A 20,709-nucleotide genomic window follows, 5' to 3' on the forward strand; every position below is an offset into this window, starting at 1 on the left:
TAGAAGCCGCTCGCTCAATTTCCAGAGACGCTCGGCCGATTCAGGATCGATAGCATAGGGCATTACGCCCAGCGTCCCTGGGCATGTGGGGCCCGCGGCGGGCTTTTTTGCTGCCGCCGGATCGTGCTGCCGCCAGACTGGTTGGCAGTCCAAAATTGACAGAACAGCCGATCTCCAGCATCCTTGAGGGGCCGCCATGTCTTGCGGTTGTTGTGTATGAGCGGTTCATGGTCAGTCCCGTCGCCAGCCAGAAGTCCAAACGCGCCGCGGTGCGCAAGGCGCTTGACCGTCACAAGGTGTACATCACCGCGCAAAGCTTTTCCGGTGGGGTCTACTCGGCCCGCGTGCTGGTCGATGGCGAGGCCTACTGGGTCGATGAATTCCGGCTGAGCCAGCTGCAACAGGGGCTGACTCCGGCCGAGCTGGACTTGATGCCAGCCGCCGACGATTGAGCATTCCAGGATGAAGAGGGCAAGGTTGGCGGGACAGCACCCCCCTCTGTCCTGCCGGACATCTCCCCCACAAGGAGGGAGACTAGCCGTTTCGCCGCCGGCTCCCTTTTTGCATCGCTGGAAATTGACGAAGGCATACGCGTCATCCGATCTCCCCCCTTGCGGGGGAGATGGCCGGCAGGCCAGAGGGGGGTGTGAAGGAACGCGACGCCTGCAAGCCGGCCATGCCGCCGCTCCCGTCTAACTCATGCCTCCCTCCAAGCTCAAATCCTACCGCGCCAAGCGCGAATTCAGCCGCACCCCGGAACCGGCGGGCGGGGTCATTTCCGGCGACGGCAACCGCTTCGTCGTGCACAAGCATCACGCCACCGCCGACCATTACGATCTGCGCCTGCAGGTCGGCGGCGTGCTGAAAAGCTGGGCGGTGCCGCGCGGGCCTTCGCTCAACCCGGCCGACAAGCGGCTCGCCGTCGAGACCGAGGACCATCCGCTCGAATATATCGACTTCGAAGGTGTCATTCCCGAAGGCGAATATGGCGGCGGGCCGATGATCGTCTGGGACACCGGCACCTGGGCGCCGATGGACGATGTCGACAAGAGTTTGCGCACCGGCGCGTTCAAGTTCCGGCTGGCGGGCGAAAAACTCAATGGCGGCTGGATGCTGACCCGACTGAAGCCCAAGCTTGGCGAAGACGAGAACAAGAAGAACTGGCTGCTGTTCAAGGAGCGCGACCTCGCCGCCGATATCAACCTCGATATCCTGGAAGCGCGGCCGGAAAGCGTGAAATCGGGCAAGCGCATCGAGGAGCTGGTGGCGCCGCCGAAGAACCCGGCCCGCCTGCCGCCCAAACCCGGCGCGCTGAAACCCGGCGCGCTGCCCGGCGCTGTCAGAGGCGATCCGCCGTCGCGCATCGAGCCGCAACTCGCAACCCAGGTGCCGAAGCCACCAGGCGGGCCAGTGGAGGATACGGGCGAGCTCTGGCTGCATGAGATAAAATTCGACGGCTATCGCACCATGGCGCATATTGCGGGTGGTGAGGTCCGGCTGATCACCCGCGGTGGTATCGACTGGACGAAGCGCTACGGCGACCTGCCGCAGGCCTTTGCAAAGCTGCCTCTCGACCAGGCGATCATCGACGGCGAGATCATGGTGCTGGACGGCAAGGGCATTTCCCGTTTCGCCCTACTGCAGGATGCGCTGTCGGCGGGTGCCGGCTCCAAATTGCATTTCTACGCCTTCGATCTCTTGCATCTCGACGGCTGGGATCTGCGCAGGGCGCCGCTCGCAAAGCGCAAGGCGCTGCTTGCCGAACTGCTTGCCGGCCTCGGCGCCAACTCCGCCATCCAGTTGAGCGATCATGTCGAGGGCGACGGGCAAGGGCTCTACGAGCAGGCCTCGAATTTTGGGCTGGAAGGCGTCGTGTCCAAGCGCGCCGACGCCATCTACCAGAGTGGCCGCACCAAGAGCTGGACCAAGGTCAAGGCGCTGCAGAATGGCGATTTCATCATTGCCGGCTACACCGTCTCCGACGCGGCCGAAGGGCTGGCCGCGCTCGGTATGGCCGAATTCGAGGATGGCGAACTGCACTATCGCGGCAAGGTCGGCACTGGCTTCGATGCCGCGACGGCAGCGGAATTGCTCGCAAGGCTGGAACCGCTGCGCGATGGCGCGACGGCGCCCGACGGCGTGCCGCGCGAGATCATGCGCGAGATGAAATGGGTGCGGCCGCTGCTGTCGGCGCGCATCCACTATGCCAACCGCACGGCCGACAATGCGTTACGCCATGGCGTGTTCCGTGGGTTGCGCGATGTCGGCCTGTCGACGCCGGTGTCGCCGAAGCGCAGACGGCTGATCGCCGAGGCAGACCTCGCCACAATCTGGGTGACCAATCCGGAGCGGCGGCTGTTTGGCAAGACAGGGCCGACCAAACTCGACATCGCCGTCTATTACGCGCTGGTCGGCGACTTCATGCTGCCGCACATTATGGGCCGCCCGGTGTCGCTGGTGCGCTGCCCGACCGGCCTGCCGAAGGACTGTTTCTTTCAGCGCCACGCCTTCACCGGCATGCCGCCTTCCGTCGTCACTTTCGAGACCGCCAATTCCGAAGGCGAGGTCAAGTCCTATCTGTCGGTCGAAGGCGCCAAAGGCTATCTGGCGCTGGCCCAGTTCGGCGTCGTCGAGTTCCACACCTGGGGCACCCACCGCACCAGCCTCGACAAGCCCGATCTGATCGTCTTCGACCTCGATCCGGGCGAGGGCATCGCCTGGCGTGAAGTGGTGGAGGCTGCGGTCCACATCAAGGGTGAACTGGAGCAGCTCGGCCTGGTGCCGTTCGCCAAGACCTCAGGCGGCAGCGGTATCCACATCACGGTGCCGGTGACCGGCAAGCAGAACTGGAAGAAGCTGCACCAGGCGACCAGCGCCATATCCACCCAGCTGGCGGCCAGCGCGCCCGACACCTTCACCACCACCATGGGCAAGGAAAACCGCAAGCGCCGCATTTTTATCGACTATCACCGCAACGCGCGCGGCCACACCTCCGCCGCCCCCTATTCGCTGCGCGCCCGCACCAACCTGCCGGCCTCGACGCCGGTGAGTTGGAGCGACCTGGAGACCATCGATGCGCCGCAGGATCTGAACTATTCCTCGCTGCCGGGCCTCCTGGCGACGTCGGGCGATCCCTGGGCGGACATCGATGATTTTGCCCGGGACTTGCCGGCCTTCAAAATCTAGGTTCCTCGCCCCCACAACGTGGGGGAGAGGTGTCCGCGTAGCGGACGGAGAGGGGGCTTGCGCCGACGCTCCAAGGTTCAGACGCCCCTTGGAAACACTCAGGCTTGCGCCATCCCCCTCTCCGTCTCGGCTTCGCCGAGCCACCTCTCCCCCGCTCCGCGGGGGCGAGGAACCGGTGCTGCGCCATCGACGCTCCAGACAATTTGAATTATCCTCTCGCCTGAGCCCTTGAAACATTTCGTCAGGAATTTGATGTAGCGTCAGGGATCGATGTAGGATTTTCGCAGCGCTATTCGTCCTCCGGACGAAGCGCTGCATCGGTGTGTCAGTGCATGGCCGCGTAGGAGAGAGTTCATGGCGCCCAGGGCAAGTTGGAAAGGTTACCTCAAGCTCAGCCTCGTCAGCTGTCCGGTCCGGCTCTATCCGGCAACGACGACCAGCGAGCGGATCTCGTTCAATCAGCTGCACAAGAAGACCCACAATCGCATCAACATGAAGCCGGTCGACCCTGAGCTCGGGCTGGTCGAGCGTTCGGATCTGGTCAAGGGCTATGAGTACGAGGACAAGCAGTACATCATCATCGATGATGCCGACCTCGATACGGTCAGGATCGAATCCAACCACACGATGAACATAGAGGCCTTTGTCGACGAGGACGAGGTCGACGTCATCTACCAGGATGCGCCGTACTACATGGCTCCGGATGGCGCCATGGCCGAGGAAACCTTCGCCGTGCTGCGCGAGGCCATGCGCAAGTCTGGCAAGCTCGCCATCGCCCGCCTTGTCCTGTCCAGCCGCGAGCGCGTGGTGACGATCGGTGCCCGCGAAAACGGCATGTTCGTGTGTACCTTGAGGAACCCGAACGAAGTGCGCGGCACGGCTGAATATTTCGGCAATATCCCGACGGGAAAGCCCGACGCCGAAATGCTGCAGCTCGCCGAAGCGCTGATCAAGCAGAAGGAAACCACCTTCGACCCGAAAAACTATGAGGACCGCTACGAGATCGCACTGATGTCGATGATCCGCGAAAAGCTCAAGGGCCACAAGCCGATCATTGCGGCGGCCCCGGAACGCGGCAATGTCATCAACCTGATGGATGCGCTGAAGGCCAGCCTCTCGCAATCGGCCAAGCCTCCGGCCAAGTCGAAGAGCAAAGCCGATGAGGCTGAGAAGCCGGCCGCCAAGGCAAGCGCTGCAAAGAGTGGAGCAGGTGCTGCCAAGGAAAACCCGTTGAAGGCCAACCTGCTCAAGGCCGTCGGCAAGAGCAAGGGGTGACGGCGCCCACCGGTATAACCTCCGGCGCCGTCTTCGGCACCATCGGCGCGCTGGCGGCATTTCCGCTGCGGCTCGCCGCGCGCGAGGTCGAACGCCGGCACGGCCAGTTGCGGCGCGGCGTCACCAGGCGCACCAGCCATGTTGTGTTCGGGCGCACGCTGCTTGCCAAGGCCGGCATGGCGAAGGCCGGCGATGTCGAGATCGAACGCCGCGTCTCCGCCGAGCGCGCCGCCGGGAGAATACTTCTTAGCGAGAACGGCTTCCTGCGCCTGCTCGGCTTGATGAAGGCGCCGGAGGCGTCTTCGCTGTCCAGGCAGTCGCTCATCGACCAGTCGAAACTGTCGGGCGCCGATCTCGACCTGCTCAGCCTGTTCGACGCTTTCGAGCATGATGGCGAACCCTACTCCTTCCGCGATCTCATCCTCGCCCGCAAATATGCCGGGCTGGTGGCCGGCGGCGCCTCATGGGGCGCGATTGCCCGCTCGGTGCACCGCTCCGGTCCGGTCGCCTCGCTCACCGCCAAGTCCCTCAATGTCGGCTCGCAGCATGGCCGGCCCGATGCGATCTATCTCGAAGGCGGCCAGAGCGAACTCGACGGCCAGTTGCTGTTCGATCTCGGCAGCGCAAGTTCTGCCGGCGACGATCCGCTGGAGGACTTGTTCGCAGAGGCTGAAAGCGCTGAAGAGCAGGGCGACCACGAGCAGGCCGCGTTCCTTTACCAGCGCTGCCTCAGCATCGATCCGAGCGACGCCATCGCCGCCTTCAACCGCGCCAACTGCCTGCGCGGCGCCGGCCGTGTCAGCGAGGCCGCTCATGACTATGCAAGGGCGATAAAGCTCGACCCGGCCTTCGTCGAGGCGTGGTTCAACCTCGCCGGCCTGATGAGCGACGAGGGCAAGATCGCGTCGGCGCGCCGGCACCTGCAAAAGGCGGTCGCGCTCGACAAGACCTATGCCGATCCGGTCTTCAACCTCGCCCGTCTGGAGTTTGACGCCGGCAATCTGGCGGAGGCCCGGCGGAACTGGGTGCGCTATCTCGAACTCGACGCGGATAGCGAATGGGCGCGGACTGCGCAGAAGGGAATACAGTTCGTGGATTTGCAGCTGGCGGGGGAGAGAGATGTTCGCGCTTGAGCACCCCCCTCTGGCCTGCCGGCCATCTCCCCCGCAAGGGGGGAGATCAAGCGCTTCGCGGCCTTCGCCTATCTCCATCGTTGGGCGGTTGGGCAAGGCGCCTGAACCGCCAATCTCCCCCCTTGCGGGGGAGATGCCCGGCAGGGCAGAGGGGGGTGTGACGGAACTCGGCCTCAGCAGGAAGGCCACCTCATGACCAGCTTCCTCTTCGACGGCTACGACACAGCCCCGGTCACCATCCTGCTGGCGCATGGCGCCGGCGCGTCGATGGACTCGCCTTCGATGACCGCCACCGCCAGGGCGCTGGCAGCGGCCGGCTTCCAGGTCGCGCGCTTCGAATTCCACTATTTGGCGGCCCGCCGCTACGGCCACCGCAAACCACCGCCACGGGCCGAGACGGTCAACCCCGAATACGTCAAGGCGATCGCCGATCTCAGGGCCAGGGGCGTGACCGGGAAGCTCATCATCGGCGGCAAGTCGATGGGCGGGCGCGTCGCCTCGATGGTCGCCGACGAGATGTTCGCCAAAGGCGAGATCGCCGGCCTCATCTGCCTCGGCTATCCCTTCCATCCGCCGGCCAAGCCGGAGCAACTGCGGACGAAGCATCTTGTCGGCTTGAAGACGCCGACGCTGATCTTCCAGGGCACGCGCGACGAGTTCGGCGCCAGGGAAGAGGTCGCGACCTACGGTCTTTCCGATGCAATCGAGGTCATCTGGCTGGAGGACGGCGACCACGATCTGAAGCCGCGCAAGGCAATCTCCGGATTCTCGACGGCGGATCATCTGAAGACGCTGGCGGAAACTGTGAAGGCATGGGCGGACAGGATCGCCTCCTGATCGCCGCCCCAAGGCAGACCGATGAAACTCGCCTCCTTCAACATCAACAATATCAACGGCCGGTTGCAAAACCTCATGGCATGGTTGGCCAAGGCCAAGCCAGACGTCGTCTGCCTGCAGGAACTGAAGGCGCGCGACATGCAGTTTCCGCGCACGGCCTTGGCCGATGCCGGCTACGGCGCGGTGTGGAAGGGCGAGCCGACCTGGAATGGCGTCGCCATACTCGCGCGAGGATCCGAACCGGTGCTGACCCGTGACGTCCTGCCCGGCGATGAGGCCGACAGGCAGAGCCGCTACATCGAGGCGGCCGTGAACGGTATCGTCGTCGCCTGCCTCTATGCCCCCAATGGCAACCCGCAACCGGGGCCGAAATTCCAGTACAAACTGGCCTGGCATGAAAGGCTGGAGGCGCATGCCGGTGAGCTGTTCGACACCGGCCTGCCGGTGGCGCTGGTCGGCGACTACAACATCGTGCCCGAGCCGCGTGACATCTACGCCACCCGCTCCTATGACGACAATGCGTTGGTGCAGCCGGAGAGCCGCGCATCGTTCCGGCGGCTGCTCGAGCAGGGTTGGACCGATGCGCTGCGCAAGAAATACCCGAAGGAAACGCTCTACACATTCTGGGATTACCGCCGTAACCGCTGGCCGCGCGACGCCGGCTTGAGGCTCGACCACATTTTGCTGTCGAAGAAACTGGCGCGCCGCCTCACTGCTGCCGGCATCGATCGCGATGTTCGCGGGCAGGACGGCGCCAGCGACCACGCGCCGGTGTGGGTGGAATTGAAGTAGCAGCGTGAGGTCAGCCACTTTCATCCTTGGAATTTTGCGCTACGCGTTTCGTTGCTAGTTTCGTGACAGGGCGGCCGCAGACCACGCGGCCTGGGGAAGAGAGCCAATGAACAGGGGTGCCGACAGGCTGCTCGCGCTGGTCTTGCTGGTGGTCGGCGTCGTCTGTTTCGCCATGCAGCGTCTGGCGCAGGCCGATCCGAGCATCGCAGCATCCTTTGCCTCCCTGCGCCTGGTTGCCTTGTTTACGGCCGGCGCGGTCTGCGTGATCGGGGCGCTGTTGTTCTTTGCCGGCCTGTTGCCGCGCGGCCCGAACCACCTGTCCGGAGCCCCATTGTTTGGTCGGGCAGCGGAGGTGCAAAACCCCGGCAGGCCGCGGCTGCGGCGAGCCTTCCTGGTTCTGCCGGCGATTGTCGTTCTGGCGCTGCTGGCAGACCAGTTCGGCCCGTGGCCCGCAGCTGGCCCGGGCGCTGAGGTAGCCGCCCCGAACGAACCCAAAGCCGAGCCGAAGGGCCAGGATGTCGCCGGCGTCCCGCCGGACCTGATGACGCCGCCGGCGCCGCCGAGTTCGCCGCCTGTCGCCACGCCGCCCGCGCAAACCCCGCCTGAGCAGGCAGCAAAACCTCCGGCAATGGCGGAGCCTGCGCCGCCGCCTGCACCGGAGCCGCCGCCCGAGGTCGCTCTTGCTCCGGCGACACCGCCACCGGAAGCAGCTCCGCCGCCGGCTCCGGCCTCGCCCCCACAAGCCGCACTTCCTTCGCCACCGGAAACCGTGGCGACCTTGCCGCCGGCCGAACCGCCGCTGCCGACCGAGCCCGACGGCCACCGCGATGCCGTCGTCTGGCTCGCCGTGTCAGCTGACGGCCGCGACATCATGAGCGCCAGCACCGACCACATGATCAAGCTCTGGGACATCGCCGGCAAGCGGCTGATCCGCAACCTTGGTGAACACAAGGACATGGCGCGCACGGCGCTGTTCATGCCCGACGGCGCCACCGCGCTGACCGCCGGCGACGACGGCGAAATCGTGCTGCGAAAGCTTGCCGACGGCACGGTGCTGCATGTCTTCTCATCGGGCGACAATGGCGGCGTCAGAAAACTGGCGATCAGCCAGGACGGCAAGAGCGCCGTCAGCGGCCACGACACCGGCAACGTCATCGTCTGGGACCTCGTCAACAAATCCGCGCTGCATGTGATGACCGGGCACGACTGGCCGATCAGCACAGTCGCCATCTCGCCCGACGGCACGCGCGCGCTCAGCGGCTCCATCGACGGCACGCTGAAATTCTGGGATGTCGAAAGCGGCAAGCAATTGCGCAGCTGGCACGGCCACGAACAAGGCGCGTATGGCGCCGTCTTCACCGCCGACGGCCATCATGTCATCACCGGCAGCGGCGATTACACGATCAAGCTCTGGGATCTCGACACCTTCAAGGAGGTGCGCCGCTTCGAGGGCCACGAAGGCACCGTCTACACGCTGGCGCTGTCGGCCGACGGCAAGCGCCTGGCTTCCGGCTCGCTCGACGGCACGGCGCGGCTATGGGATGTCGACACCGGCAGCCAGATCGCCATGTTCGACAGCCGCACCGGTCCGATCTACGCCGTCGCCTTCGCGCCCGACGGCACGCTGCTCACCGGCGGCGACGACCGCACCATCAGGGACTGGCCGGCAGCGGACGGCGACGGCGAGATACTGTTCGCCGGGGCGCCGGAATAGCGGGGGACGTGTTGGTCGGTTGGAGCAGGCGTGCATAACGGCTGATCCCCCACACCTGGGAGAAGGCCGGCAGCCAGCTTCGTTCAATCCTGTTTCTCAACCAGCTTTGGACTACGCGAGAATGTGAGCGGTCCTAGCAAGATTCTGTCATACAACAGACATCGGCAGCGAATACCAAAAACTGTCTTTTATCAGTCAATTTTGGAGGTCACTTATGCTTCGCCCCCTCATCGCGCTTGCCGTTACGACAAGTCTTGTCAGCGCTGCTGGCGCAGCCACGATCTATCCGCTCGACCGCGCCACGATCCTCGCCCAGTCTCCCTTCGACCTGAAGGTCGAATTCGACAAGGTCGTCACCCCCGACCAGGTCACGGTGACGATCAACGGCAAGCCGGCCGAAGAGGTTCTCGGCAAAAAAGTCGAGTTCGTGGAGAAGGAAGAGGGGGTCGATGCCTCGGCGATTCTGATCCGGGCCGCCAGCATCAGCCAGCCCGGCACCTATGAGATCGAAGCCAAGGCCGGCGACGAGACCAAGTCGGTCAAATGGGAGGTGTTCGGAACTTCCGCGACGCCTCGTGCCAAGAACGTCATCTTCCTGCTCGGCGACGGCCTCTCGGTCGCGCATCGCACCGGCGCGCGGATCATGTCCAAGGGCATGACCGAAGGCAAGGCGAACGGTCGCCTCAACATGGACGACCTCGACCATATGGCCTTCATCGGCACGTCGTCGACCAATGCCATCGCCACCGACAGCGCCAACACCATGTCGGCCTACATGACCGGTCACAAGACGGCGGTGAACGCGCTCGGCGTCTATGCCGACCGCACGAAGCCCAGCCAGGACGATCCGAAGGTCGAGACCATCGCCGAAGCTTTGCGGCGCACCGGCAAGAAGTCGATCGGCGTCATCTCGACGGCCGAGGTCGAGGACGCCACCCCCGCAGCCGTCGTCTCCCATACGCGCAGCCGCAGCGACAAGGCCGACATCGTCGGCATGTTTTATCAGACGCAGCCTGACGTCATCCTCGGCGGCGGCTCCGCCTATTTCCTGCCGCAGAGCACGGCCGGCTCCAAGCGCAAGGACGACACCGACTACATCGCGAAATTCCGGGATGCCGGATACGCCCTTGCCACCGACAAGACCGAACTCGAGGCCGCGTCCAAGACCAACACCGGCAAGATCCTCGGCCTGTTCCACACCGGCAACATGGACGTCACGCTCGACCGCGATTTCCTCAGGAAGGGCACCGTGGAAACCTTTCCCAATCAGCCGGGCCTGGTCGAAATGACCAATGTAGCGCTCGGTGAACTGTCGAAAAACCCGGACGGCTTTTTCCTGATGGTCGAAGGCGCCTTGATCGACAAGATGTCGCATCCGATGGACTGGGAGCGCTCCATGGTCGAGGTCATCGAGTTCGACAAGGCGGTCGGCGTTGCCATGGAATTCGCCAAGACCCACCCCGACACGATGATCGTCGTCACCGGCGACCACACCCACAGCGTCTCCATCTTTGGCACCATCGACGACAACAAGCCGGGTCCTGAGATGCGCGACAAGGTCGGGGTCTATGCCGACGCGGGCTTCCCGAATTACGAGGACAAGAATGGCGACGGCTATCCCGACAGCGTCGATGTCTCGCGTCGTCTGGCGATCTTCGGCGCCAACTTCCCCGACTACTACGAGACCTTCCGTCCGAAGCTCGACGGCCCGTTCGTGCCGACGGTGCAGAACGAGGCCAAGGAATACGTCGCCAACGAGAAGTACAAGGACGTACCCGGCGCCGTGCTGCGCAAAGGCAATTTGCCGAAGAATGCCGAAAGCGCTGTCCACGCCGTCGATGACGTCGTGCTGCAGGCAACCGGCCCAGGCGCCGAAGGCTTCAAGGGCTACATGGAAGAGAGCGACGTTTACCGCGTGCTGGCCGATGCCTTGGGACTTGCGCCGGCGACGAACTGAGCCGCGCGGGCTATGATTGATTCCGGCCGCTCCATTCGCTTTCGCAGGGATGCGGATGAAGCGGGCCGGGACGGCGGTTCGGGCGCTGACGGCGCCCGGGCCTGTCGACAAGGAGGACTACGGATCATGGCGTGCAGACCGATTACCCGCCGCGGCACGCTGCTCGGTTCGGCTGCGGTCTGTTTTTCCTGGGCTTTGCGCGGCGCGGCGGCAGCCGCCGCGCCGCTCACCTTCGATGACCTCTACGGCAAGATCGGCGTGCTGGGCATGACCTTCTCCGACAAAGTCAAAAGCCTTGCCGGCCATGACGTCACCATGCAGGGTTTCATGGCGCCGCCGCTCAAGGCCGAGGCGAAATTCTTCGTCCTGACCGAGATACCGATGGCGCTGTGCCCGTTCTGCTCATCCGACGCCGACTGGCCCGACAACATCGTCGTCATCTATCTCGACCAGGCGCAAACCTTCGAACAGGCAAACGCTCTCATTGAAGTGGCAGGCAGGCTGGAAACCGGCTCCTGGACCGACCCGGAAACCGGCTTCGTCAGCCTTTTGCGCATCGTCGACGCGCATTTCCGCCGGGCGTAGCGATCATGCTTGGCCTGTCCGTCCGCGATTTGCGGGTCTCCTTCCGCGACCTCGAGAAGCCTGCGCTTACCGTGCCCGCGCTGGACATCCGACCTAGTGAAAAAGTCGCCGTCACCGGGCCCTCGGGATCGGGCAAGACGACGTTCATCAACATCGTGACAGGGCTGGAAAGGATACGCCATGGCTCGGTGCGCTGGCGCGACACCGAACTTTCCAGCCTCTCGGAAGCCAGGCGCGACCGCTGGCGTTCCGCGAATGTCGGCCTGGTCATGCAGGAGTTCTATCTGTGCCCCGGCCTGTCGGCGCTGGAAAACGTCCTGTTGCCCGGCAGACTGTCGAGGGTCCGCCCGGTGGCCGACCTGAAGGCGGAAGGACTGCGGCTGCTCGAACGGGTCGAAATCGAGCGTCCGGGCCAGCCGGTCGAAACGATGTCGCGGGGACAGATGCAGCGGGTCGCCGTTGCCAGAGCGTTGGTGACGAGGCCGGCCATTATCGTCGCCGACGAGCCGACCGCCAGCCTCGATGCCGATTCCGGAATTGCGGTGGCGAACCTGTTGCTGCAATTGGCGGGCGAGGCAGGAACCACCCTCATCGTCGCCAGTCACGAGAAACGGCTCATAGAAAGGCTGGACCGGATCATCCGCCTGGAAGCCGGTCAGGTGACGCGCGATACCGGCGCGTCGCAGGAGATGGCCGAGCGCGATGAAGCTTTCTGACCTCGCAGATGGAAAAGCCCGTGGGAGAAAGGAATAGCCGATGCTCCGCTTCATCGCCGCGGATCTAAGGCGACACTGGATCGGCGTGGCTGCCGTGGCGCTGCTGATCGCGCTGGCGACCGCGCTCGGCGTTGCCGTCACGCTCAGTGAGCGGGCGCTGCGATTGGGCAGCGCGCAAGCGGCGCATGCTTTCGACCTGGTGATCGGGGCGCCGGGCAGCGAAACCCAGCTGGTTCTGTCCTCCGTGTTTCTGCAGGCGGCGCCGCTGTCGCTGATGCCGGGCAATGTGCTGGCCGGTCTCGTCAGAGACAAGCGGGTGGCCTGGGCAGCGCCGGTCGGTTTCGGTGACTTTGTCGAAAACTTCCCGATCGTCGGCACCACGCAGGCGCTGGTCGACGGACTGGGCGGCGTCACCGAAGGCCGCACATTCGCAGTGCTTGGCGATGCGCTGGTCGGCGCCGCCGTGCCCAAAAGCGTCGGCGCCCGCTTTCATCCGGCGCACGGACAACTCCATGCGGCGACCGAGATCCACAATGATTTCACCTATACGATTGTCGGGCGCCTCAGCCCCACCGGTACCGCCTGGGACCGGGCGATCATCGTGCCGATCGAGGCGGTCTGGCATATCCATGAACACGAGAATGGCCGCGCCGGAATTGCCGCACTTGTCGAGCAGGTTGACGCACAAGACGGTCCCGCACCGCACGGTTTCGATGCGCCGATCAACCCCGACGCCGTCCTCGATCCTTCGGCGCCCGGCCTGCCGGCAATCGTGGTGAAACCGCACACCATCGCCGACGCCTACAAGCTGCGCCAACAGTATCGCAGCGACCGCACGCTGGCGGTCTTTCCCGGAGAAGTGCTGACCCGGCTTTACGGAACCCTTGGCGATGCAAGGCGCATCCTGTCCATGGTAGCGGCCGGCGCGCAGTTCCTCGTCGCGGCGGCAATACTTCTGGTCGTCATCGTCCATATTCTGCAGCGAGGGCACCAGATCGGCGCCCTGCGCGCCTTCGGCGCGCCGCGTGCGATGGTGTTCGGCATCGTCTGGGTGGAAACCTTCGTCATCGTCGGCACGGGCGTCCTGCTCGGTTTCCTCTTCGGCTATCTCGCCGGCCGAACCATCGCGCATACGATGGGTGAGGTGAGCGGCTTTTCCATGCCCGTAACGTTCCGCATCGAGGATGTGCGTTCGGCGCTGATCCTGCTTGTCGTGGCCGGCCTGGCCGCTGTGGTACCGTCGGTGCTGGCCTATCGGCAATCGCCCGCGCAGGCTCTGAGGAACTGAGCCCGAGGTTGGGCGCTTGAACACCCCCCTCTGGCCTGCCGGCCATCTCCCCCGCAAGGGGGGAGATCAGCAGTTCGGGCGCCTCTGCCCATCTTGAATACCGCTAAATGGCGAAAGCATAGATGACAGCCAATCTCCCCCCTTGCGGGGGAGATGCCCGGCAGGGCAGAGGGGGGTGTGAAGGAACGCCAGCCGAGCAAACCTGCCATGCCCACTCTCCACCTCGTCGAAGCCTCCATCGCCGACCTGCGCCTTGCGCTGGAGTCCGGCACCGTCACCTGCGTCGAGCTTGTCGGCGCCTACCTCCGGCGTATTGCCCACTATGACCGCCATGGCATTGCGCTGAATGCCGTACCCGTGCTCAACCCCAGAATGTTCGAGGAGGCTGCCGCCTCCGACCTGCGCCGCGCGAAGGGCACCACGCTCGGGCCGCTCGACGGCATCCCCTACACCGCCAAGGACAGCTACAAGGTGAGGGGCTTGACGGTAGCGGCCGGATCGCCGGCCTTCGAGCATCTCGTTGCCAATGAGGACGCCTTCACCATCGCGCGGCTGCGGGCCGGCGGGGCTGTGCTGATCGGGTTGACCAACATGCCGCCAATGGCCAATGGCGGCATGCAGCGCGGGGTCTATGGCCGCGCCGAAAGCCCTTACAATGCCGAGTACCTGACCGCCGCCTTCGCCTCGGGCTCGTCCAACGGGTCGGGAACCGCCACCGCCGCCAGCTTCGCCGCCTTCGGGCTTGGCGAAGAGACATGGTCGTCGGGGCGGGCGCCAGCTTCCAACAATGCGCTGGTCGCCTACACGCCGTCGCGTGGCGTCATTTCGGTTCGGGGCAACTGGCCGCTGGTGCCGACCATGGATGTGGTCGTGCCGCATACGCGCGGTATCGCCGACATGCTGGAACTGCTCGACGTGATCGTCGCTGACGATCGGGAGACGCGCGGTGATTTCTGGCGCGTGCAACCCTGGGTGACGATCCCGAAAAGCGCCCATCTCCGGCCACCAAGTTACACTGCGCTCAAGCTTGATGGCTCGCTGAAAGGCAAGCGCCTCGGCGTGCCGAAAATGTATATCGGCCGCGATGACGAAGCGGCAAAGCCCATCGAAACGCGCGCGTCGGTGCTTGACCTCTGGCGACAGGCGGCGCGTGATCTGGAAAAACTCGGCGCCGAAGTGGTCGAGGTCGATTTCCCCGTCGTCTCCAACTATGAGCGTGACCGTCCAGGTGCGCAAACCATGGTCGAGCGCGGGCTGGTGCCGGAAGCGTTCGCGACACGCGAAATCTGGGATCTCTGCATCTGGGCCTGGGACGATTTTCTGCGCGCCAATGACGATCCGGCCATCCCCGATCTGGCTTCGGTCGACGGCCCAAAAATTTTCCCGCAGCCGCCGGGGGCGCTGCCTGACCGATATGGCGATGACGGCTTCGATCTGGCCGACTATGTCATCCGTGCCGGGCAAGGCGTGACGCCCTTCCTCGACATTCCCAGGCTCGCCGAAGGGCTGATAGGACTGGAGGCCACGCGGCGCATCGACTTCGAGGACTGGCTCGACGAAAACCGGCTCGACGCCGTGGTGCTTCCGGCGGTCGCCGATGTCGGCCCGGCCGACGCCGATATCAACGAGGCCTCGGCAGACCTTGCCTGGCGCAACGGCACCTGGGTCGCCAACGGCAATCTGGTCTGGCGCCATCTCGGCATCCCGACCGTCACCGTGCCGATGGGCACGATGGCCGATATCGGTCTGCCGGTCGGACTGACATTTGCCGGCAAGGCCTATGACGATGTGCGGCTGCTGCAATTCGCCGGCGATTTCGAGCGCTGGGCGAAGCGCCGCACCAGTCCGTCGCGCACGCCCGAATTGCCGGGCGATGTGTTTGCAGCGCGCGGTGGATCGCGGGCCAGCGATGTGCCGCTGCCGGTGCTCACGCTAACTGCCGAAACGAGACATCAGGGAGACCAGGCGGAGATCGCCGTGATGGTTGAACCCGATGCCGCCATCGACACGGAAGGCATCAAGGTCCACGTCAACGGCGAACCCGTCGCCATGCAGCAAAGCGGCACACGATGGCATGGCAGCATCCTAGTGCCTGTCGCCGAGCATGAGCGAACGCACAGCGTCTGGCGCGGCGCCTATGGATCAATCGTCACGGCAATAGTGCGTCTGCCGGATGGACGCACTGCCGGTGCTTATGTGGTGACGGGCGGGATCGGGTGAGGGTGAGCTTCGCCGCTTGACCCATCCACCACCCGCGCTATCTTCGCGCCCATGTCAAATCTCGCTCCCCTCATCGTCATCGATCTCCAGACCAACATGTTCGACGGGCGCGTCGAACCGCCGATCCATGATGCGCCGGGCATTGCCGCGCGTACTCGCTCGCTGATCGACTGGGCGCGGCGCGAGGGCCGCAAGGTCGCCTTCGTCAGGCATGACGGGCCGGCCGGCGATCCGCTGGCGCCGGGCGAGCCGGGTTGGCCGGTGTGGCCGGAACTCGGCCAGGCCAAGGACGAGCCGACATTCTCCAAGAACGTACGCAACGCCTTCTCCAATCCCGAGCTTGGAGCATGGGTGGCAGGGCAGGGTGCTGGTGAAGTCGTGCTCGCCGGCGCGCAAACCGATTTCTGCATCGCCGGCACCGTCAAGGGCGCGTTGGCTGAAGGCCTCGCCGTCACCATCGTGTCCGACGCCCACTCTACGCTGGATGCCGAGGGCGAAACCGCCCCGGACATCGTCGCGCGCTATAATGCGGCCTTCGCCGAAGATGGCGTCACGCTGGTGACGACGAAGGTGTTGACGGGCTGAGCGACCGGAGACAGGAGACCAATTTGCCAAGCCTGACCTTGCCGGCCGAAGGCGGCTGCCGCTGCGGACGCGTGCGGCTCAGGATTTCCGCAGCCCCCTTGCTGACCATGGCCTGCCATTGCACCGGCTGCCAGACCATGTCGGCCAGCGCCTATTCGCTGAGCGCCGCCATTCCCTCGGACAGCTTCGAAATCACGCAGGGCGAGCCGGTGATCGGCGGCTTGCACGGCGCCTCGCGCCACTATTTCTGCCCGCATTGCATGAGCTGGATGTTCACCCGTCCGGAAGGGCTCGACTGGTTCGTCAATCTGCGCCCGACCATGCTCGACGAACGCGGCTGGTTCACGCCGTTCGTCGAGACCTGGACCCGCGAGAAACTGCCCTGGGCGACGACGCCGGCCGTGCATAGCTACGAAGCGCTGCCGGCCTTCGAGGCGTATGAGGGGCTGGTGGCGGAGTTTGCGGGGCGCTGAAGGCCGAGCGCCTTACCTTCTCCCCCTGTGGGGTCCGAAGGACGGGGCGAGACCCGTGGCTCGCCCCAGGGCGGTGGCCTCGCGAAGCGAGGTCGGATGAGGGGTGCTCCAGCTTGGCGCACACGTTCATCCGCATCCGCTGCTTGGCAACAGGAACGCCAACGCCTCGTTCCGCTGGACCCCTCATCCGTCTCGGCGCTGCGCGCCGATCCGCCTTCTCCCACAAGGGGAGAAGGAAAAAATCCATCGAATCGATTGCGCAAACGTTTCGATCACCCTAAGCTTCCCCGAAATCCGCCGGCAGAGCGGACGGGAAACGCATAGGGAGGAGCGCTTGCAGGCGCTGAGTTTTATTGCCGACAATGGCTGAAGTGGCGCGGCGCGCCGGCGTGTCGGTGTCGACCGTCTCGCATGTCGTCAACAACACGCGGTTCGTTTCGCTGGAGAAGGCGAAGCTGATCAACGACGCCATTGCCGCCATGGGCTATCAACCCAACGAACTGGCGCGGTCGCTGAAAGCGTCGACCACCAACAGCGTCGGCCTGGCCATTTCGGCGATCTCCAACCCCTATTTCACCGACATCATCTGCGCCGTCGAGGCCGAATGCGCGCGGCTCGGCCTGATGGTCTTTCTCTCCGACACGCAGGAAGACCCGGACCGCGAATTGCAGGTCGTGCGCGCCTTCCACCAGCGTCGCGTCGACGGCGTCATCCTGGCGCCGTCGGGTTCGCCACAACGCGCCATCGATTATCTCGCCGACAAGAAGGTGCCATGCGTGCTCATCGACCGTTTCGCCGATGATCGCTTCGACCAGATCGGCGTCGAGAACGACACGGCGATGCGCGCGCTGATCGACCACGTCGCATCCTTCGGCCACAAGCGCATTGGCTACATCGCCGGGCAGCCGGGCCTGGCGACGACGCGCGAGCGCATCGAGGCGTTCCAGGCCTCGCTCGCCGCCAATGGACTTGAAAGCGTGCCGCACTATGTCTCGCCGGAGAATATCGACACGGCGGCAGCGACCGCATCGACGCATGCGATCCTGTCGCTGCCCACGCCGCCCACCGCATTGGTCACCGGCAACAACATGACGACGATCGGGGCAGTCCGCGCCATACGCGAAAAGGGTCTTTCGATCCCGCGCGATCTGTCGCTGGTCGGCTTCGACGATTTCGAATGGGCCGACTGTTTCGAGCCAAGGCTGACGCTGATCGAGCAGCCCTGCACCGAGATCGGCAGGCAGGCGGCGGCTCTGCTCAGCGCCCGCATCGCGGCGATCGGATCCGCGCCGCGCTCGGTGCGGCTGCAGGCGACCTTGCACGCGCGGCAATCCTGCGCGAGCCTAGCCGATACGAGGTCAGCATGACCGCGCCGCTTCTAGTGATGACCGGCGCCGTCAAACGCTTCGGCGGCGTGCAGGCGCTGCGCGGCGTCGACTTCGACCTGAAGGCCGGCGAAATCCACGCGCTGCTCGGGGAAAACGGCGCCGGCAAGTCGACGCTGATGAATCTTCTATCGGGCGTCTACACGCCGGACGAAGGCACCATCGAGATCGACGGCAAGCCCGTCCGCTTCAACAATCCGCGCGAGGCGCAGGCGGCCGGCATCGCCACCATCTTCCAGGAACTCGACCTGGTGCCGTCGCTCGACGTGGCAGCCAACCTCTTCCTCGGCCGTGAACTGATGCGTCCGGGCGGCTTCCTCGACGTGCCGGCGATGCGCCGCGAGGCGAAGAGGCGACTGGAAGCGATCGAGATCGCCATCGATCCAGGGGCGATGGTGGCCGACCTGTCGATCGGGCAGCGCCAGGTGGTGGCGATCGTCAAGGCGCTGTCCTATGCCTCGCGCGTGCTGATCATGGATGAGCCGACGGCGGCTCTTACCGTGGGCGAGGTCGAGCGCCTGTTCGACATCATGCGCAAGCTCGCCGCCACCGGCGTCGGCATCGTCTACATCTCGCATCGGCTGGAGGAAGTGCCAGGCATTGCCGACCGGGTGACGGTGATGCGCGACGGCCGCGTTGCCGGCATCACCGAGCCGCACGCGCCGCAGGCCGAGCTGGTGCGGCTTCTGGTCGGACGTCCTTTGGACGAGCTTTATCCGCAGCGCGCCAAGGCCGCAGGAAAACCGCTGCTCAGCCTGAGGCACGCCAGCTTCAAGCTCGCCCGCGACAGCGCCGGCTGGCAGGCGCCGCAAGGCGTTTCGCTCGATGTCCATGAAGGCGAGATCGTCGGTCTCGCCGGCATTATGGGGGCAGGGCGCACCGAGCTCTTGTCCGCGCTCTACGGCACCGGCCTTTCGGGCCGCTGGGAGGGCGAGGTCGCCATATCGGGCCGGCCGGTGAGACTCGATTCCATCAAAGCCGCCCGCCACGCGGGCATCGCCTTCGTCACCGACGACCGCAGGGGCTCAGGCCTGATGCTGCGCATGGCGGTCGGCCTCAATCTGGTGATGTCGGTGATATCTAGGATCTCGCCGAACTGGCTGGTGTCGCCGCGCCGCCAGGCCGAGGCGGTGAGGGAGTCCTTCGGCCAGTTCGACATCCGCCCGAAAAACCCCGACATCGCGGTCGGTGCGCTGTCGGGCGGCAACCAGCAGAAAGTGGTGCTTGCCAAGGAAATCCTCGGCAACCCGCGCCTGCTGCTCCTCGACGAGCCGACGCGTGGCGTCGATGTCGGCGCCAAGGGCGAGATTTACGCGCGGCTCAGGGCACTCGCGGCGCAAGGGCTGGGCATACTGGTCGCCTCCAGCGAGATGCCGGAACTGATCGGCCTGTGCGACCGCATCGTGGTGCTGCGCCAGGGGCGCAACGTGGCGGAATTCATGGGCGGCGTCGATGAACACACGGTGCTGGCCGCGGCAAATGGCAGGGAGGCCTGATGTCTGACGACAAGATTTCGGCGGCAAGCCCACCCGTGACGGCGGCGCCTCAAAAACATCGCGATCCGCTGGCGCTCATCGTGCGCTTCCAGAGCCTGATCGGCCTGGTACTGGTGGCGATCGGCGGCATCATCTTCTCGCCGCGCCGCCATGGCGAGATCCTGTTCCTCAACCCCGACAACATCGCCAACATCGTGCGCGCCGTGTCGGAGACCGGCATCATCGCCATCGGCATGACCTTCGTCATCATCACCGCCGGCATCGACCTGTCGGTCGGCGCGGTGCTGGGCCTGTCCAGCGTCGTCACCGCCTCGATGATGATCTCCGGCGGCTTCGGGCTGATCCCCACCATCCTCGCCGTGCTGGTCATGGGCATCGTCTTCGGCGCCATCCAGGGCACCATCTCCACCCGCTTCAGGCTGGAACCCTTCATCGTCACGCTGGCCGGCCTGCAGGCCGCGCGCGGCCTGGCGCTGGTGGTGTCGGGCAACCAGTACATAAACATTTCCTATGGCGACGGGCCGGGCCTGGCGCCGCCGGTGTTTGCCGTGCTGGGCGAGCGGCTGTTCAACAACACCGTGCCGGTGGCCACGCTTGTCTTCATCGTCTTTGCCGCCATTGCCACCATCGTCCTCAACACCACGCGCTTCGGCCGCTATGTCTTTGCCGTCGGCGGCAATGAGCGCGCCGCGCGCATTTCCGGCGTGCCGGTCTCGATGGTGAAGATCTCGGTCTACGCCATCACCGGCTTTGCCGCCGCGCTCGCCGGCATTGTCCATGCCGGCCAGTTCAATTTCGGCAGCGCCAATGACGGCATGGGCTATGAGCTGACGGCCATCGCCGCCGTGGTCATCGGCGGCACCAGCCTGTTCGGCGGCGCCGGCTCCATGGTCGGCACCGTTGCCGGCACCATCATGCTCGGCGCACTCGCCAACATCCTGCAGCTCAACAACATCACGCCCGCCATGCAACTGCTCGCGACCGCCGCGATCATCGTCCTGGCGGCAGTGCTTCAATCCCTCGTTCGCCGCCGCGAGGGGTTGGGTCGTTAGTGCATTCGCGCAAAA

Annotated in this window: 18 protein-coding genes; all 18 read left to right on the forward strand. The window is 65.1% G+C overall.

The features are described from left to right. The first annotated feature begins 227 nt into the window (after nucleotides 1-227). The 18 genes from ACWGTI_RS20015 to ACWGTI_RS20100 all read left to right on the forward strand — a co-directional run bounded on the left by ACWGTI_RS20015 (nucleotide 228) and on the right by ACWGTI_RS20100 (nucleotide 20,694). Nucleotides 228-452 (forward strand): hypothetical protein, encoded by a 225-nt coding sequence (locus tag ACWGTI_RS20015; protein ID WP_454588702.1) that lies wholly within the window; start codon nucleotides 228-230, stop codon nucleotides 450-452. 247 nt (nucleotides 453-699) lie between these two features. Beyond that, entirely contained in the window at nucleotides 700-3,186 is a 2,487-nt protein-coding gene (gene ligD / locus ACWGTI_RS20020; protein WP_454588703.1) for a DNA ligase D, read from the forward strand. 354 nt (nucleotides 3,187-3,540) lie between these two features. Continuing rightward, nucleotides 3,541-4,461 carry a non-homologous end joining protein Ku gene (gene ku / locus ACWGTI_RS20025; protein ID WP_454588704.1) on the forward strand — a complete coding sequence of 307 codons (921 nt, stop codon included), beginning with the start codon at nucleotides 3,541-3,543 and terminating at the stop codon, nucleotides 4,459-4,461. Next, nucleotides 4,458-5,594, forward strand: a complete 1,137-nt coding sequence (locus ACWGTI_RS20030; protein WP_454588705.1) for a tetratricopeptide repeat protein — start codon at nucleotides 4,458-4,460, stop codon at nucleotides 5,592-5,594. Before ku ends, ACWGTI_RS20030 begins: the two co-directional genes overlap by 4 nt. A gap of 192 nt (nucleotides 5,595-5,786) precedes the next feature. Next, nucleotides 5,787-6,431 (forward strand): alpha/beta hydrolase family protein, encoded by a 645-nt coding sequence (locus ACWGTI_RS20035; protein ID WP_454588706.1) that lies wholly within the window; start codon nucleotides 5,787-5,789, stop codon nucleotides 6,429-6,431. 21 nt (nucleotides 6,432-6,452) lie between these two features. Further along, entirely contained in the window at nucleotides 6,453-7,223 is a 771-nt protein-coding gene (locus ACWGTI_RS20040; RefSeq protein ID WP_454588707.1) for an exodeoxyribonuclease III, read from the forward strand. Between the two features lie 106 nt (nucleotides 7,224-7,329). Continuing rightward, on the forward strand, nucleotides 7,330-8,937 hold the full coding sequence (locus ACWGTI_RS20045) for a WD40 repeat domain-containing protein (protein ID WP_454588708.1): 1,608 nt from the start codon (nucleotides 7,330-7,332) through the stop codon (nucleotides 8,935-8,937). A 214-nt stretch (nucleotides 8,938-9,151) separates the two neighbouring features. Then, the gene (locus ACWGTI_RS20050) at nucleotides 9,152-10,894 is read left to right on the forward strand and encodes an alkaline phosphatase (RefSeq protein ID WP_454588709.1); all 1,743 of its coding nucleotides are present in this window, start codon (nucleotides 9,152-9,154) and stop codon (nucleotides 10,892-10,894) included. 126 nt (nucleotides 10,895-11,020) lie between these two features. After that, a complete protein-coding gene (locus ACWGTI_RS20055; protein ID WP_454588710.1) occupies nucleotides 11,021-11,479 on the forward strand; it encodes a hypothetical protein in 459 nt (152 codons plus the stop codon). 5 nt (nucleotides 11,480-11,484) lie between these two features. Then, nucleotides 11,485-12,195, forward strand: a complete 711-nt coding sequence (locus tag ACWGTI_RS20060) for an ABC transporter ATP-binding protein (protein ID WP_454588711.1) — start codon at nucleotides 11,485-11,487, stop codon at nucleotides 12,193-12,195. A 40-nt stretch (nucleotides 12,196-12,235) separates the two neighbouring features. Then, entirely contained in the window at nucleotides 12,236-13,483 is a 1,248-nt protein-coding gene (locus ACWGTI_RS20065) for an ABC transporter permease (RefSeq protein WP_454588712.1), read from the forward strand. Nucleotides 13,484-13,690: 207 nt separating this feature from the next. Continuing rightward, on the forward strand, nucleotides 13,691-15,703 hold the full coding sequence (locus ACWGTI_RS20070; protein ID WP_454588713.1) for an amidase: 2,013 nt from the start codon (nucleotides 13,691-13,693) through the stop codon (nucleotides 15,701-15,703). Between the two features lie 51 nt (nucleotides 15,704-15,754). Further along, a complete protein-coding gene (locus ACWGTI_RS20075) occupies nucleotides 15,755-16,288 on the forward strand; it encodes an isochorismatase family protein (protein WP_454588714.1) in 534 nt (177 codons plus the stop codon). 23 nt (nucleotides 16,289-16,311) lie between these two features. Further along, nucleotides 16,312-16,761 (forward strand): GFA family protein, encoded by a 450-nt coding sequence (locus ACWGTI_RS20080; protein WP_454588715.1) that lies wholly within the window; start codon nucleotides 16,312-16,314, stop codon nucleotides 16,759-16,761. 103 nt (nucleotides 16,762-16,864) lie between these two features. Further along, a complete protein-coding gene (locus ACWGTI_RS20085) occupies nucleotides 16,865-17,131 on the forward strand; it encodes a hypothetical protein (RefSeq protein WP_454588716.1) in 267 nt (88 codons plus the stop codon). Further along, nucleotides 17,115-18,128, forward strand: a complete 1,014-nt coding sequence (locus ACWGTI_RS20090; RefSeq protein WP_454588717.1) for a LacI family DNA-binding transcriptional regulator — start codon at nucleotides 17,115-17,117, stop codon at nucleotides 18,126-18,128. The genes ACWGTI_RS20085 and ACWGTI_RS20090 overlap by 17 nt, the downstream gene beginning before the upstream one ends. Then, nucleotides 18,125-19,642 carry a sugar ABC transporter ATP-binding protein gene (locus ACWGTI_RS20095; protein ID WP_454588718.1) on the forward strand — a complete coding sequence of 506 codons (1,518 nt, stop codon included), beginning with the start codon at nucleotides 18,125-18,127 and terminating at the stop codon, nucleotides 19,640-19,642. Before ACWGTI_RS20090 ends, ACWGTI_RS20095 begins: the two co-directional genes overlap by 4 nt. Then, nucleotides 19,642-20,694: an ABC transporter permease gene (locus tag ACWGTI_RS20100; protein WP_454588719.1), complete on the forward strand. Its 1,053-nt coding sequence runs from the start codon at nucleotides 19,642-19,644 to the stop codon at nucleotides 20,692-20,694. Before ACWGTI_RS20095 ends, ACWGTI_RS20100 begins: the two co-directional genes overlap by 1 nt. The last annotated feature ends 15 nt before the right edge of the window (nucleotides 20,695-20,709 follow it).

Source organism: Mesorhizobium sp. ArgA1, from assembly GCF_053714375.1.

Coding starts and splice junctions, on each gene's coding strand:
- ligD (WP_454588703.1), top strand. CDS start 700: ATGCCTCCCTCCAAGCTCAAATCCTACCGCGCCAAGCGCGAATTCAGC.
- ACWGTI_RS20045 (WP_454588708.1), top strand. CDS start 7,330: ATGAACAGGGGTGCCGACAGGCTGCTCGCGCTGGTCTTGCTGGTGGTC.
- ACWGTI_RS20100 (WP_454588719.1), top strand. CDS start 19,642: ATGTCTGACGACAAGATTTCGGCGGCAAGCCCACCCGTGACGGCGGCG.
- ACWGTI_RS20015 (WP_454588702.1), top strand. CDS start 228: ATGGTCAGTCCCGTCGCCAGCCAGAAGTCCAAACGCGCCGCGGTGCGC.
- ACWGTI_RS20065 (WP_454588712.1), top strand. CDS start 12,236: ATGCTCCGCTTCATCGCCGCGGATCTAAGGCGACACTGGATCGGCGTG.
- ACWGTI_RS20050 (WP_454588709.1), top strand. CDS start 9,152: ATGCTTCGCCCCCTCATCGCGCTTGCCGTTACGACAAGTCTTGTCAGC.
- ACWGTI_RS20060 (WP_454588711.1), top strand. CDS start 11,485: ATGCTTGGCCTGTCCGTCCGCGATTTGCGGGTCTCCTTCCGCGACCTC.
- ACWGTI_RS20070 (WP_454588713.1), top strand. CDS start 13,691: ATGCCCACTCTCCACCTCGTCGAAGCCTCCATCGCCGACCTGCGCCTT.
- ku (WP_454588704.1), top strand. CDS start 3,541: ATGGCGCCCAGGGCAAGTTGGAAAGGTTACCTCAAGCTCAGCCTCGTC.
- ACWGTI_RS20035 (WP_454588706.1), top strand. CDS start 5,787: ATGACCAGCTTCCTCTTCGACGGCTACGACACAGCCCCGGTCACCATC.
- ACWGTI_RS20040 (WP_454588707.1), top strand. CDS start 6,453: ATGAAACTCGCCTCCTTCAACATCAACAATATCAACGGCCGGTTGCAA.
- ACWGTI_RS20095 (WP_454588718.1), top strand. CDS start 18,125: ATGACCGCGCCGCTTCTAGTGATGACCGGCGCCGTCAAACGCTTCGGC.
- ACWGTI_RS20075 (WP_454588714.1), top strand. CDS start 15,755: ATGTCAAATCTCGCTCCCCTCATCGTCATCGATCTCCAGACCAACATG.
- ACWGTI_RS20055 (WP_454588710.1), top strand. CDS start 11,021: ATGGCGTGCAGACCGATTACCCGCCGCGGCACGCTGCTCGGTTCGGCT.